At 70.3% G+C, this 13,584-nt stretch carries 12 protein-coding genes and 2 pseudogenes; 8 read left to right on the top strand and 6 right to left on the bottom strand.

Annotated features, from left to right (window positions below; all coding sequences use genetic code 11):
• Positions 1 to 138 precede the first annotated feature (138 nt).
• Positions 139 to 2,109, top strand: a complete 1,971-nt coding sequence (locus tag ABIA35_RS11075; RefSeq protein WP_370334262.1) for a potassium transporter Kup — start codon at positions 139 to 141, stop codon at positions 2,107 to 2,109.
• Positions 2,110 to 2,123: 14 nt separating this feature from the next.
• Here ABIA35_RS11075 and ABIA35_RS11070 read toward each other — a convergent pair whose 3' ends face one another.
• Positions 2,124 to 2,987 (bottom strand): helix-turn-helix domain-containing protein, encoded by an 864-nt coding sequence (locus ABIA35_RS11070; protein WP_370357764.1) that lies wholly within the window; start codon positions 2,985 to 2,987, stop codon positions 2,124 to 2,126.
• A gap of 326 nt (positions 2,988 to 3,313) precedes the next feature.
• On the opposite strand from ABIA35_RS11070, the gene ABIA35_RS11065 reads away from it, so the two are divergent.
• The gene (locus tag ABIA35_RS11065; RefSeq protein ID WP_370357763.1) at positions 3,314 to 4,237 is read left to right on the top strand and encodes a DUF5753 domain-containing protein; all 924 of its coding nucleotides are present in this window, start codon (positions 3,314 to 3,316) and stop codon (positions 4,235 to 4,237) included.
• Between the two features lie 62 nt (positions 4,238 to 4,299).
• On the opposite strand, the gene ABIA35_RS11060 is transcribed toward ABIA35_RS11065, so the two are convergent.
• Positions 4,300 to 4,521 carry a DUF397 domain-containing protein gene (locus ABIA35_RS11060; RefSeq protein WP_370334259.1) on the bottom strand — a complete coding sequence of 74 codons (222 nt, stop codon included), beginning with the start codon at positions 4,519 to 4,521 and terminating at the stop codon, positions 4,300 to 4,302.
• A 199-nt stretch (positions 4,522 to 4,720) separates the two neighbouring features.
• On the opposite strand from ABIA35_RS11060, the gene ABIA35_RS11055 reads away from it, so the two are divergent.
• From ABIA35_RS11055 to ABIA35_RS11045, 3 genes and pseudogenes are all read left to right on the top strand, one after another.
• Positions 4,721 to 5,821, top strand: coding sequence for a BTAD domain-containing putative transcriptional regulator (locus ABIA35_RS11055; protein ID WP_370357762.1), 1,101 nt, complete (start codon positions 4,721 to 4,723; stop codon positions 5,819 to 5,821).
• Complete coding sequence (locus ABIA35_RS11050) at positions 5,818 to 7,296, top strand: hypothetical protein (RefSeq protein ID WP_370334257.1); 1,479 nt, start codon at positions 5,818 to 5,820, stop codon at positions 7,294 to 7,296. The genes ABIA35_RS11055 and ABIA35_RS11050 overlap by 4 nt, the downstream gene beginning before the upstream one ends.
• Before the next feature lie 33 nt (positions 7,297 to 7,329).
• Positions 7,330 to 7,410 (top strand): annotated as a pseudogene (locus ABIA35_RS11045) (hypothetical protein); the annotation flags it as partial.
• 14 nt (positions 7,411 to 7,424) lie between these two features.
• Here the strand turns inward: ABIA35_RS11045 and ABIA35_RS11040 are convergent.
• Complete coding sequence (locus ABIA35_RS11040; protein WP_370357978.1) at positions 7,425 to 7,880, bottom strand: hypothetical protein; 456 nt, start codon at positions 7,878 to 7,880, stop codon at positions 7,425 to 7,427.
• 95 nt (positions 7,881 to 7,975) lie between these two features.
• Here ABIA35_RS11040 and ABIA35_RS11035 point away from each other — a divergent pair.
• From ABIA35_RS11035 to ABIA35_RS11025, 3 genes and pseudogenes are all read left to right on the top strand, one after another.
• Positions 7,976 to 8,134: pseudogene (locus ABIA35_RS11035) on the top strand (SDR family oxidoreductase); the annotation flags it as partial.
• Positions 8,134 to 9,090, top strand: coding sequence for an NADP-dependent oxidoreductase (locus ABIA35_RS11030; protein WP_370357760.1), 957 nt, complete (start codon positions 8,134 to 8,136; stop codon positions 9,088 to 9,090). The pseudogene ABIA35_RS11035 and the gene ABIA35_RS11030, both read left to right, overlap by 1 nt.
• Before the next feature lie 4 nt (positions 9,091 to 9,094).
• Positions 9,095 to 10,759, top strand: coding sequence for an SDR family oxidoreductase (locus ABIA35_RS11025; protein WP_370357759.1), 1,665 nt, complete (start codon positions 9,095 to 9,097; stop codon positions 10,757 to 10,759).
• Between the two features lie 71 nt (positions 10,760 to 10,830).
• Here the strand turns inward: ABIA35_RS11025 and ABIA35_RS11020 are convergent, their stop codons facing one another.
• From ABIA35_RS11020 to ABIA35_RS11010, 3 genes are all read right to left on the bottom strand, one after another.
• Positions 10,831 to 12,066: an NAD(P)/FAD-dependent oxidoreductase gene (locus ABIA35_RS11020; protein ID WP_370357758.1), complete on the bottom strand. Its 1,236-nt coding sequence runs from the start codon at positions 12,064 to 12,066 to the stop codon at positions 10,831 to 10,833.
• A 170-nt stretch (positions 12,067 to 12,236) separates the two neighbouring features.
• The gene (locus ABIA35_RS11015) at positions 12,237 to 13,055 is read right to left on the bottom strand and encodes an alpha/beta fold hydrolase (RefSeq protein WP_370334252.1); all 819 of its coding nucleotides are present in this window, start codon (positions 13,053 to 13,055) and stop codon (positions 12,237 to 12,239) included.
• 102 nt (positions 13,056 to 13,157) lie between these two features.
• Complete coding sequence (locus ABIA35_RS11010) at positions 13,158 to 13,508, bottom strand: hypothetical protein (protein ID WP_370357757.1); 351 nt, start codon at positions 13,506 to 13,508, stop codon at positions 13,158 to 13,160.
• Positions 13,509 to 13,584: the final 76 nt, after the last annotated feature.

Below are 13,584 nucleotides of genomic sequence, written 5' to 3'. Positions count from 1 at the left end.
CACCGCATCGAAACACGTCGTCTTCACCGTCGCCCCGTGAGGAAAACTCACACCCTCCGTGTCCTTCCTCACCAACGAGTCCCACATAGTTGACCTCCCCTTGCTCACACCCCGCACACCTGTCAGGATCACTGACTCGTGATCGTTGACGCCACGGGGAACGCCTCGCCCACCGCCACGGAAGCCGATCAGGCCGCCGGACACCGCACCGCCGGCAAGGCCGGCGCGGCCGCGCTCATGCTCGGCGCGCTCGGGGTCGTGTTCGGGGACATCGGGACCAGTCCGCTCTACGCGATGCAGACCGTGTTCACCGCTGACAACAAGGCTGTGGGGACCTCGGCGGACCAGGTCTACGGGGTGGTGTCGCTGATCTTCTGGGCGATCACGCTCATCGTGTCGATCAAGTACGTGAGCTTCATCCTGCGGACCGACAACGACGGCGAGGGCGGGATCATGGCCCTGACCGCACTGATCCAGAAGCTGGACTTCCGGTCGGCCAGGGCGAAGGTACTGCTGGTCGCATTCGGCATACTCGGGGCGTCGCTGTTCTACGGGGACGGGATGATCACGCCGGCGATCTCCGTGCTGTCGGCGGTGGAGGGGCTCAAGGTCTCGGCACCGGGGCTGAAGGACTACGTCGTGCCGCTGACCGTGGTCATCGTCATCGGGCTGTTCGCGATCCAGAAGTTCGGGACGGCGCTGGTCGGCGGGTTGTTCGGGCCGGTGATGACGGTGTGGTTCCTGATCATCGGGGTGGCCGGGGCCGGGGAGATCGCGGCGCATCCGAGTATCATCAAGGCCCTGTCTCCCAGCTACGGCGCGCAGTTCATGGTGCACCACGGGGTGGTGGCGTTCATCGCGCTGGCCTCGGTGGTGCTGGCGGTGACCGGCGCCGAGGCGCTGTACGCCGACATGGGCCACTTCGGGCGCAAGCCCATCCACCGGGCCTGGTTCTACCTCGTCTTCCCCGCGCTGACGCTGAACTACCTGGGTCAGGGCTCGCTGATCCTGCGCCGGCCGGACACCGTCTCCAACCCCTTCTTCCTGCTGATGCCGAGCTGGGCGCAGTTCCCGATGGTGATCCTGGCGACCATCGCCACCGTCATCGCCTCGCAGGCCGTCATCTCCGGCGCGTTCAGCGTGACCCGGCAGGCGATGCAGCTGGGCTTCCTGCCGCACATGACGATCCGGCACACCTCCGAGCACGAGATCGGCCAGGTGTACGTGCCGGTCGTGAACTGGTTCCTGTGCTGCTCGGTCACCGTCCTGGTGGTCGGCTTCGGCTCCTCGGCCTCGCTGGCCTCGGCCTACGGCGTGGCCGTGACCGCGACCTTCATGCTCAACACGATCCTGTTCCTGGCCGTGGCCCGCGTCCTGAAGGGCGTCGCGTCCTGGAAGATCGCCGTGGGCGCCGTGGTCTTCCTGACCAGCGAGACCGCGTTCTTCGCCGCCAACCTCACCAAGGTGGTGCACGGCGGCTGGCTGCCGCTGCTGGTCGCGACCTTCGTCTTCACCGTGCTGAGCACCTGGCGGCGGGGCCGGACGATCGTCACGCCGAACCGCACGGCCCTGGAGGGGCCGCTGCGGCCCTTCGTGGACGAGGTGGACGCGCTGCAGCCGCCGATCCACCGCGTGGACGGCGTGGCGGTGTTCCTCAACGCCAACATCGAGACCACGCCGCTGGCCCTGCGCGCCAACGTCGAGCACAACCACACGCTGCACAAGACCGTCGTCATCTTGTCGATGATGGTGGAGAAGGTCCCGCACATCCCGGCCGCCGAGCGCCTGGTCTTCGACGACCTCGGCCACAGCGACGACGGCATCCTGCACCTCACCGCGCGCCTGGGCTTCCAGGACGAGCCGGACGTGCCGCGCATCCTGCGCCAGGCCGTCGCGCACCCCGACGCCGGCGAGATCGCCGGGATCGACCCGGACGAGGTGTCCTACTTCCTGTCCCGGATCGCGATCGTGCGGACCGGCGCGAAGGGGATGCGGTCCTGGCGCAAGCGGCTGTTCCTGACCATCGCGCACAACGCGGCCAGCCCGGTGGACTACTTCGGGCTGCCGGCCGACCGGTGCGTGATCATGGGAGCGCACGTGCCGGTCTGAGCCCACATGCCCTTCTAGGCGGGCTCGGCGTCCACCCCGGCGGCGAGCCCTTCCAGGAGCGCCAAAGAACGCTCCGGCGACAGGGCTCGCTCCCGCGCCTGGTGGAAAGCCGCCTGATACCGCCCGACCTCCTCGGCGCCCTCCAGGAAGTCGGCGGCGTAGAGCCGCTCGATGTGGACGATCGCCGGGTCGTCGCCGGTGAACTGGAAGATGTGGAACCCGAACCCCATCGCCTGGTGCGGACCGGCGGCGAAGGGCAGGATCCGCAGATCGACCCCGGGCCGGCCGGCCACGGAGACCAGCCGCTGGTACTGCTCGCGCATGACCTCCGCGCCGCCCAGGACGCGGTGCAGACAGGACTCGTCCAGCACCACGCTCAACTCCGGGGCGTTCGCGCGCTCCAGCACTCGCTGGCGTTCCTCGGTCACCTCGACCTGGCGGCGGATCCGGTCCAGCGGGACATCGGTCCAGGACGAGAACAGCTCGAAGGCGTACCGCGGCGTCTGCAGCAGCGCGGTCACGAGGTTCGTCTCGTAGATGAAGACCCCTGCCGCCTCGTCCTCCAGGCTGAGCAACGTCTCCGCCCCGGGTTCCAGGACGTCGGCGTGGTCCGACCACCAACCGCGGCCCCGGGCCTGCCGGACCATCTGCAGCAGGTCCTCGCGCCGGTCCCCGTCGACCCGGTAGAGCTCCAGAAGCTCGCGCGCGTCCTGGATCCGGACGGCGACCTGGCCGTTCTCGATCCGGCTGACCTTCGCCGGCGAGCACTCCAGATAGGCGGCCACCTCTTCCAGGGTGCGCCCCGAGGCGAGCCGGAGCCGCTGCAGCTCGGCTGCCAGCCGCCGCCGTCTCATCACCGGGCTTCTGCCGCCTGCCATGGCTCCGAGTCCACCCACCTTCTCAATAGTCGAACATCACCATACCAAATGCTGCTTGCAGACAGCAATTTGCAGATTTGAGTCTCGCGCGCGCCCGGACGCCTGATCCTGGCCGGTGAAACCCCCAGGAATGCAAGGGGAAATGACCCTGCCGTGGCGGATCCGTGGCGCTGCTCTGCTCGCACGTGGCGTCTTGATGGCGCCGTTCCTGACGGGGCTTCTCTGATTGCAAATTCCGCTCAGCAACCTGCATCATGGGCGCCCTGGGGCTCACCGCCGGTCGTCGGCGCGGGCCCGCGCTACCCGGTGGGGAACGGGAGGGACGCATGGCCACGGAGGACGCGCCGGCCATAGCCGGCAGGCGTCAGCTCGGCGCGGCGCTGGCCCGGCTGCGCCGGCGGGCCTGCCGGACGCTCGAGGAGGCCGCGGGCCATCTCGACTGGCCGGTGGAGATGGCCGACCGGGTGGAGAACGGCCAGGCCGCGTTGCGCACGGCCGAGGCGCGGGCGCTCCTGGATTTCTACGGGATCGCCGACCAGCGGCGCGAAGAGGTGCTGGACCTGGTGCGACAGGCCGGCTCGGGCACCTGGTGGCTCCCCTACGGCGATCTGGTGGACCCCTCCTTCGAGCGTCAGCTGATCCTGGAGGACGAGGCCCGGGTGATCCGGGTCCACCAGCCGAACCTCGTCCCCGGTCTGGTGCAGACCGAGCGGTACGCCTGGGAGCTGATGACCACGGTCACCGACCAGCGACCGGAGGCGGTGCGGCGGCGGGTCGATCTCAGGATCCTGCGGCAGCGGATCCTGGACCGGCCGGAGGCGCCGCTGGTGGACGTGGTCCTGGACGAGGCCGCGCTGCGCCGACCGGTGGGGGACGCGGCCGTGATGCGCGAGCAGTACGAGCGGCTGCTGCGGCTGTCCGCGGCGCCGGGGATCCGGATCGGGATCCTGCCCTTCCCAGCAGGCCCCTCGCGGGCATCAGGGCACGGATTCCACATCTTCTCCCCGCGCGGCGGCGAGCCGGACGTGGTCCAGCTCGAACTGCTCGACCGGGAGTACTTCACGGAGACGGCCGAGGAGGTCGGCCGCTACCGGGCCGCCTTCGAACACGCGCGGGCCAGGGCATTGGGTGTGGGGGACTCGCGCGCGTTCCTGGCGGGCTCGGCGGACTCGGCCGGCACGTCCGGGAAGTCCAAGAAGTCCAGCAAGGGAAACGGAGGTGAGCCGTTGCCGCGAACCCGACCGGCATGACCGGTGCCGGAGCCGGCGCCCCGCACTGGACGCCCGCTCCGGCTTGTTCCAGCACCCTGATATCAGGCGAGATCGAACTCGCCGTCCTTCACCCCCGCGATGAACGCCTCCCACTCCGCGGCGGTGAAGCGAAGCGTGGTCCGGGCCGCGTCCTTGGTGTCGCGGACGCACACGCTCAGCGTGGCCGCCACCTCGATCGCGACCTCCACGCAGTTGTTGTTGTTCGCTCCGGAGTAGCTGCTCTTGCGGTACCGCGTGCCGCCGATGGCCTGCTGCTCGGTCATTTCTGCCACGTCCTCCCGGGACTGGGGCGGACCCTTCGCCGCCGCTCGGGATCCAGATTCGGCCGCGCCACCGGACGTCCCACGGGCCGTCCGCCGGTCGTCCCACGGGCCGGCGACCGGGTCCGTGGCGGGCCGATGCGGGACGCCGCGGGCCGCAGGCTCGTAGGCCGCGAAAACCGTTCACGACGAAGGAGAACCCGTGGGTGAGATAACCCGCATCCCGGCCGAACCGCACGCCGAGTTCCTGTTCCTCGGCGTCCCGGAGATCCGGATCGGCGGCAGCCCCGTCCCGATCGGCCCGGCCCAGGAGAAGCGCCTGCTGGCCGCGGTGCTGTCCGAGCACCCGAACCCGGTCGGGCGCTCGGCGCTGATCAGGGCGATCTGGGATCCGCCCGAGCCGGAGGACGCGGTGGAGAACTTCCATCACATCGCCCGGCGGCTGCGGCGGCGGCTGGAGAACGCTGGGCTGCGGAGCGTGCTGCCCAGCGAGAGCGGCGGCTACCGGCTCGGAACGGCCGAGGCCACGGTCGACCTCCAGCGGTTCCACGCGCTGCTGGCGCGCGCCGCGCGCTCGCCGGAGCTCGGGGACGCCGAACGGGCCGGGCTGTTGGAGGCGGCGCTGGGGCTGTTCCGCGGCGAGCCGCTGGCCGGCCTGGACGGGCAGTGGATCGACGGGTACCGGTACCTGTTGCAGGAGGAGCGGCACGCCGCCGAGATCGCGTTCAACGAGGCCGCGATCAGGCTCGGGGATCTGGGCACGGCCATCCCGCGGCTGGAGGCGCGGCTTCGGGAGCGGCCGGGCGATGAGTGGCTGGCGTGGCTGGGGATGCACGCGTTCTACCGCGCGGGGCGCAAGGACGACGCGCAGAACGTGTATCACCGGGTGCGCCGGCATCTGGACACGACGATCGCGACGGAGAGTCACAGGGCTCTGACGGAGCTCTACGAGCTGATGCTGCGCGGCGACGATCGGCTGCTGGAGGGGTCAGCGCTGGTGTTTCCCGCCGGGCGGTCGATACGCGGCGCCGGTGCTCGAGGTTCCTTTGGCACCGGGGCCGGGTTCGGCGCCAGAGAAGATCCCGCGCGCGACTCTGATCCCGGTCCCGAGCCCGAGCCCGAGCCCGACCCCACGCACAAGCAGTCCAATCCAGATCCAGATCCAGATCCAGATCCCTCGCCCAAGCCCGAGCCCGGGATCGCCACCGGCGCCACCTTCTCCCAGACCAACATCGGCACCAATGTCCACGCCTCGCAGGGCGGCGTCCAGAACTTCTACTTCGGCGGAAAGGAACCATCGTGAGCGAGCAGCAGGAGACACACCGGCAGTTCAACGTCGGCGAGAACATCTTCGCCTCCGAGAGCGGGACCCAGAACATCTATCTGCAGCAACAGCAGAAGATGGCCGACGACTATCGCAACGGGTTGGAGGCGTTCAAGAACCACCTCTATCCCAAGGCGGTGCAGCGTTTCGAGGACTTCCTGAGCACCGCCGCCGACGTCTCCAGCGCGATGGCCGAGAGTCAGAACACGGACATCCAGCCCGAAGACGTGCAGGACAAGACGGCCCGGGCCCACGTCTACACCGCCCTGGCCCTGCTGAACGGCTCGGCGCCGAGCTACCACCCGCCGGAGGTCATCCGGCGCATCGACTCGCACCTGGACCAGGCCCGCAAGCTCGGCGCCGGCAAGCCGGTCGCCGCGCAGGCCGACGCCGTGTGGGCGGTGGTGAAGGACGACTGGTACATCGCGCAGGGGATGCCCGCGCAGGATCCGCAGCCCGAGGAACTGAGGCTGAACCTGCGTTTCCTCGATCGTGACGACCTCGGCTTCCTGATGGAGCACCTGGCGCAGGCCGAGGGGGCGACATGGAAGCAGCTCAACCAGATGGCGCGGCAGTTCGGCTTCGCCGCGTCGCAGGAGGACGCCGCGGACCTGCGGGACAACATCGACCCGAAGCGGCCGACGGCGGTCCGCAAGTACTTCATCCGCACTCCCCCGCGCGTCAACGAGGTCCACCAGGCCATCTTCATCGCGGCGGCGCTGGCGGTGATCGTCTGCTTCGCGGCCGGCGGCGGCTACATCCTGCTGGGCCTGATCGCCGGCGGGGGCCTGGGCCGCTGGGGCTTCACGCAGTACCAGGCGTTCAAGACCTACAAGGCCGCCTACGCCCTGGCCGAACCCAAGCCGGGCGACAAGCAGATGGACGAGTGGCTGGAAGGCGACGTCGAGTACATCAAGCGCAAGGCGGCCCGCAAACTGCGCATCAACACCCGCCTGCACCCCGACGGCGGCGACCTGATGGTCCCAGCCCTGGCCGTCGTCGGCGTGGCCCGCGCCGCCGAGCACCACGCCCCCCGCACCGCCGTCCGCTGGGGCGCCGACGGCAACCTGCGCGCCGACCACTACACGGTCCTGATCCTGATGCTCACCGACAAACTGATCAGCACCTACCGCTGCGTGGTGAACTTCGCCACCGGCGACCTGGTCCTGGACGAGATGCGCGAGTACCACTACTCCGACATCGTCGGCGTCTCCTCCAGATCCATCCCCCTGAGCCGCCCCGAACAGCAACTCGTCGACACCGTCGCCGACACCCGAACCGACATCTCCATAGCCCACGAATTCAGCCTGTCCATCACCAACGGCGAAGCCCTGACCGTCCTGACCGGCTTCGGCGGCGACTTCGAGGCCTCAGGCAGCGGCTCGCTGGTGTGGCGGGGGAACGACCATGCGCTGCGGATCATTCAGGCCATGGTGCGGAGTCGGCATGTGTGAGGGGGACTCGGGTCGTCTGGATATGCTCCGGCCATGAAGAGCGTTGCGATACCTCCGCCTTTGACCGAGGAAGAAGTGTCAGAGGCGGAGCAGGAACTGGGAGTCGTTTTTCCTGCGGCATATCGGGACTATCTGCTTCGTGTGAGTGCCGGCGGCAGGGTCGCCACCTTGGCCAAGACCGATGAAGGCATGAGGATCAGGCGCGTTCCCAGGACGGAGAGCGCCGCCAGGGAGTGGCAGGGCACCGTCAGGCCGGCCTGGCGGCGCGCGCCGAGGTCTTCCAGGCGGCGCTCGATGGCGGTCTGGCACTCGCCGGTGGTGTCGACGATGACGCGTGCGGCGTCCAGGTAGTCCTGAAGCGTGATCTCCTCGCCGGCGGCCAGGACCCGGGAGTAGTCGGTGCCCGCGATGCGGAAGGACTCGGCGGCCTCGGCCGGGTCGAACTCCTCCGGGGCGAACATGCTTTCCAGGCGCGGCAGGACCGCGCGAAGTCGGCGCTGCACCCGCTCGGCGCGCGGCGTGAGCCGGTAGCCCTGCGGGGTGCGGACCAGCAGTTCGTCGCCGAGGATGTCAAATAGATGCACGTGGCGGATGGTGGATGCCGAGACAGATGACAGGTACAGACGCGGGGCACCTCGCCCGGACCGCCTGGAGCGGGCACCCGCTGGGATGCCGGATCGGAAAGAGCGAGGAGCTGATCGCGCGCATCGCCTCGGCCGCGCCGCTGGAGCGCCTCGGCACGCCCGACGACATCGCCGAGTCCGTCGCCTTCCTGGCCGGGGACGGCGGCCGCTGGATCAACGGCCAGGTGCTCTACGCGAACGGAGGCATTGCCTGATGAAAGCCGTGCGTTTCCACCACTACGGAGACATCGACGTCCTCGATCTCGAAGACGCCGAACCGCGCCCGCTCGGCCCGCACGACGTCCTCGTCCAGGTCCACGCCGCCGGGATCAACCCCGGCGAGGCCAAGATCCGCAGCGGCGCCCTGCACGAGCGGTTCCCCGCCACGTTCCCCTCCGGCCAGGGCAGCGATCTGGCCGGCACGGTCGCCGAGGCGGGACCGGCGGTCACCGAATGGACGGTCGGCGACCCGGTCCTGGGCTGGTCCGAGGAACGCTCCAGCCACGCCGAGTACGTCACCGTCCCGGCCGACCAGCTGGTCCGCAAGCCCGACGCGCTGCCCTGGACCAGCGCTGGCGCGCTCTACGTCGCGGGCACCACCGCGTGGGCCGCCGTCGCGGCCGTCGACCCGCAGGCCGGTGAGACGGTCGTGGTCGCCGGCGCCACCGGCGGGGTCGGGAGCCTGGCCGTCCAGCTGCTGCGGCTGCGCAGGGCGAATGTGTTCGCCGTCGCCTCCCCTCGGCACCGGGACTGGCTGGAATCCCAGGGCGCGACACTCGTCGACTACGGCAGCGGCAGCGACGTCGCCGAACGCCTGCGCCAGGCGGTCGAGACCGACGGCAGCCGAGTTCAGGCCTTCCTCGACTTCCACGGCGGCGACTACCCGCGCGCGGCGCTCACGCTCGGCGTCCCGCCCACGCGGATCAATACCCTGGATTACGCCGCCGCCGCAGCGCTCGGCACCCGCTCCGACGGCAACGCCCAGGGCACCTCGCAGGCCGTGCTCACCGAATTGGCGGAGTTGGCCGCGACCGGCCGGATCGAGGTCCCGATCAGCGGAACGTATCCGTTGGCAGAGGTCAGGCAGGCCTTCGCGCAGCTGGAGCAGGAGCATCCGCTCGGCAAGATCGTCCTGCTGCCTGGCGCCGCCCCCGCCCTGGATCGATCATGAAGACATGGCGGATCTCGCACTGGTCTCCGGCGCCACCGGCTACATCGGCGGGCGCCTGGTTCCCGAGCTGCTGCGGGCCGGGTTCGCTGTGCGGTGCATGGCGCGTGATCCGGGGCGGCTGCGCGACCATCCTTGGTTCCCGTCGGTGGAGGCTGTTCGCGCGGATGTCATGCGGCCCGGGGATCTCGACAAGGCGTTCGAGGGTGTCACGGTCGCTTACTACCTGATCCACTCGCTGGACACCGGGGCCGGGTTTGAGGAGATCGAGGCCGATTCGGCGCGTGCTTTCAGTGCGGCGGCGCGCAGGGCCGGGGTTTCGCGGATCGTGTATCTCGGCGGCCTGGTGCCCGATGATGTGCCGGTCGGGGAGTTGTCGCAGCATCTGCGGTCGCGGATGCGGGTCGGGGAGATTCTGCGGGAAAGCGGCGTGCCGACGGTGGAGCTGCGGGCGGCCGTGATCATCGGGTCGGGGTCGGCCTCGTTCGAGATGGTGCGCTACCTCACCGAGCGGCTGCCGGTGATGGTCACGCCGCGGTGGGTGCGGGTTCGGGTGCAGCCGATCGCGGTGCGCGATGTGCTGCGGTACCTCGTGGGGGTCGGGAACGCGTCGGACGAGGCGGTCGGCGCCGGCGGGGTGTTCGACATCGGCGGGCCGGAGGTGCTGACCTATCGGGAGATGATGCAGCGGTACGCGCGGGTGGCGGGGTTGCCGCGCCGGCTGATCGTGCCGGTGCCTTTGCTGACCACGCGCCTGTCGAGCCTGTGGGTCGGCGCGGTGACGCCGGTGCCGGCCTCGATCGCGCGGCCGCTGGTGGAGTCGCTGCGGCACGAGGTGGTGTGCCGGGACCGCGGGATCACGGCGCTGGTGCCCGATCCGCCGCAGGGGCTGATCGACTTCGACGAGGCGGTGCGCCTGGCCCGGACCCGGATCCGGAACTCCGACGTGGCCACCCGCTGGGCCTCGGCCTCGCTGCCCGGCGCCCCGAGCGAGCCGCTGCCGACGGACCCGGGCTGGACCGGCGGCACCGTGTACGAGGATGCCCGGTCCTTCTTTCTGTCGGCGCCGCCGGAGGAGGTGTGGCGCGCGGTGGAGGGCATCGGCGGGGAGACCGGCTGGTACTCCTTCCCGCTGGCCTGGGCCGCGCGCGGCTGGCTCGACCGGCTCAGCGGCGGCGTCGGGCTGGGCCGGGGACGCCGCGATCCCAGGACCCTGCGGCTCGGCGACACGCTGGACTTCTGGCGGGTCGAGGCCATCGACCGGGGCCGGCTGCTGCGGCTGCGCGCCGAGATGAAGATGCCGGGGCTCGGCTGGCTGGAGGTGCTGGTGGTCCCCGCCGACGACGGCCGTACGCGCTATACGCAACGCGCCGTGTTCCTGCCCCGGGGCTTGTTCGGGCACCTGTACTGGTGGTCGATGCGGCCCTTCCACTCGGTGATCTACCGGGGCATGGCACGCAACATCGCCCGGATCGCACGCGAGCACGCGGAATCGGCGGTATCGGAATCGGTATCCGGGGAGGGGCAGGGACCGCGGCAGGGACAGGGCCGGGAGCAGGCGCGGGGATCAGGACCGGAACTCGACCCGCGGCCCAGGCGGCGCGTCACGCCGAGTGAGAACGCGGCCTCGGCTGATCTCCCCTGGGACAGCAGCACCCGACACCGGTCGTAGGACGGACTCCGGCTGCGGCTCCCGTTGCGGCTACGGACTCCGGCTGTAGCTAGCTGTAGCGCAACCCCGCCCTAACGACCCCGCAGATCCGCCGCCACCTCACGAGCCGCCCGAGCCCCCGACGCCATCGCCCCCTGCACCGACCCCGTGGCCCGATGATCGCCGCACACGTACCGCCCCTGACCCGCCCGGGTCGTCCTGCTCAGCGGCCACGGCGGCAGCATCGCCGGCAGTGCGTCGGGCACGTGGTACGTCGCGAGCGCCTCCCAGGCGCGGGCGTCGACGCGGTAGATCTCGCCGAGCACGTCGGGCAGCGACAGCTGCGCGTGGTCGGCGGGCGAGCCCAGGACCGAGGTCGCGATCAGGGCCCGGCCATCGGGGCTGTAGTCCGGGCAGACGTCGCTGAGCACGACCGTGTTCAGGATCCGCATCCGCTCGTCGACGATGATCGCCGGCTCCCTCAGCGGCGTCCGCTCGGCGACGTGGTAGTAGGTGGTGACCGTCCGCATCTCCGGCGTCGGGCCGGTCTCGGCCAGCTTCGCGGCCTGGCGCGCGCCGGTCGCCACGACCACCGCCGCCGCGCCGTGCTCGCGGCCGTCGGCCAGGACCACGCCGTCGCCGCTCACCGCCGAGACCGGGCTCTCCAGCCGCAGGCACTCCGGCGGCAGCTGCTCGGCGAGTTGCGCGGGCACCGCGCCGATCCCCTTCGCCGGCAGCGAGGGACGCCCGCGCAGCATGCTGCGCCACACCAGGTGCAGCATGCGGCTGGAGGTCGCCAGGTCCGGTTCGAGGAAGACCCCTGCGAAGAAGGGCCTGAGCACCCGATCGATGAAGTCCGGCGACAGTCCGGCACCGCGCAGGCTGGCGTAGGCGGATTCGTCGCGCTGGTCCTTCAGCCGCTGCACCGGCAGCGCGCCGTCCTTCACGCTCATCGCCGACAGCGCGGCCATGTCGCGGACCGATCCGGGAAGGCCGGCGTGCCACAGGTCCTTGACGATGCCCCGGTCCGCCGTCGGATTGGCGATGCGCACGCGGCGCTTCGTGCCGTGCAGCAGCATGCCCGGGTAGAAGGGGTGCAAGTCCAGCGAATCCAGCACCACCCGCTTGCCGACCTGCGGGTAGGCGGGATTGAGGACCTGGAACCCGCGGTCGAGGACGAAGCCGTCCTTGCGATCGGAGCGCATGCGTCCGCCGGGCTGGTCGGAGGCCTCCAGGACGGTGACCCCGAAGCCCCGCGCCACCAGATCCGCGGCGCACACCAACCCGGCGACACCCGCGCCGACGACCACGACTTCGCCTGTGTTCACACCATCACCGTTCCTTCGTCGGGTGTCGGGGCCGGGGCCTGACCCTAGAGCTCCAATTGCCCGCTAGAGCTCTGGTTGCCCGCCTAGAACACCTTGACACAGGGTTATGGGGGTAATGGCGTTTGTTGATCTATTTGGACCGCATCGGAAAAGGAATGCGCAGATACGTTCTACTGAGGTGCCTCTTCGTCGAGGAACCGCCGCACCTCACCGACCAACGCCTCTGGGGCGTCGGCGAACAGATCGTGAGCCGCATCCGGCACGACCACCAGCCGCCCACCGTCCGGAAGCGCCTCGCCGGCGGCGGCGATCACCTCCTCGGTCAGCAGCGGATCGTGCTCCCCGACCATCAGCAGCGTCGGAACCACGACGGTACGCAGTTCGTCAGTCAGGTCCAGCAACTGGAACTGCGGGGTGAAGTGCTCGTTGACCTGCGGAGTGAGCCGCTGCGTCGCGCGCACGGCGGCCAGCGCGGGACTCGGCGGCCGCAGCGCCATCAGCGGCATGCACGCCTCCTGCATCCGGGCCACCGCCTGCTCGCTCGCCTCGGCGTGGACGCTCAGCCATGCCTGCTCCGCGGCCTCTCCGCCCAGCGCGCCCATGCGGCGCGCCACCTGCTCGATCGTGGGCAGCCGGGGCGTCGTCGAGGAGATGATGAGGCCCGCGGCCTGCCGCGGATGCCGGAAGGCGTGGTGGAGGGCCACCCAGCCGCCGAAGGAGATGCCGAACACCACGGGACGGACCAGGCCCAGCTCGTCGATGACGGCGGCGACGTCGTCGGCCCACCTGTCCAGGTTCCACAGGTCCGGGGTGCTCAGGTCGCTCAGGCCGTGTCCGCGCTGGTCCGGGACGACCACGTCGACGACGTCGGTCAGCTCCGAGAAGATCAGGCGCTGACCCGAGCCCTCCACCCCCGGGCCGCCGTGCAGGCAGATCAGCGCGCGCCGCTCGCTTCCATCCTGCCGCACCGCGCCGCGCTGCACGGTCACGTGAATGCCGCAGCCGTCGGCCTCGATGCGATGAACAGTCTCCCATGGCTCCACGGACGGACAACGACGCGACCCGCCTGAATGGTTGCCGTGCGGAGGACCTCAATCCGGAGTCGTTCCGGTCCGGCGCCGACCGGCCCGGTCGAAGACAGCGGCCAGCGCGAGCAGAACGGACGGGAACAGCACCAGCGGCCCGAAGAAGATGACCGGATTACGCGCCATACCGGTGCTCTTGAACCAGTTCATCCACGGTGAGCCCGGCATGATGAAGAACATCGCGGCGCACACGCCCGCGTTCGCGGCCAGGCCGTAGGCGTCGGCGCGGCCGCGGATCCGGCGCCGTGTCCAGCGCGGAGCGGGACGGCCGGTGCGAAGCCAGCGCATTGCGAGAAAGGCCAAGCCCCACAACACGGCCAGAACAGGCACGTAGATCGAGACCAACAGCGCGAACACCGGCGTCCTCCCCCTGAAGTGCTCACCCTCATCTTCGCAGGACACTACGCTGCGAGCTCGTGCTGTCCAGCCGCCG

This window comes from Catenulispora sp. MAP12-49 (genome assembly GCF_041262705.1).
Lineage (GTDB): Bacteria > Actinomycetota > Actinomycetes > Streptomycetales > Catenulisporaceae > Catenulispora.
Note: the sequence above shows the minus strand (reverse complement) of the source record. Positions and strands in the feature narration are given on the sequence as shown.

Coding starts and splice junctions, on each gene's coding strand:
- ABIA35_RS11060 (WP_370334259.1), bottom strand. CDS start 4,521: ATGACCGAGCAGCAGGCCATCGGCGGCACGCGGTACCGCAAGAGCAGC.
- ABIA35_RS11070 (WP_370357764.1), bottom strand. CDS start 2,987: ATGGCAGGCGGCAGAAGCCCGGTGATGAGACGGCGGCGGCTGGCAGCC.
- ABIA35_RS11025 (WP_370357759.1), top strand. CDS start 9,095: ATGGCGGATCTCGCACTGGTCTCCGGCGCCACCGGCTACATCGGCGGG.
- ABIA35_RS11065 (WP_370357763.1), top strand. CDS start 3,314: ATGGCCACGGAGGACGCGCCGGCCATAGCCGGCAGGCGTCAGCTCGGC.
- ABIA35_RS11030 (WP_370357760.1), top strand. CDS start 8,134: ATGAAAGCCGTGCGTTTCCACCACTACGGAGACATCGACGTCCTCGAT.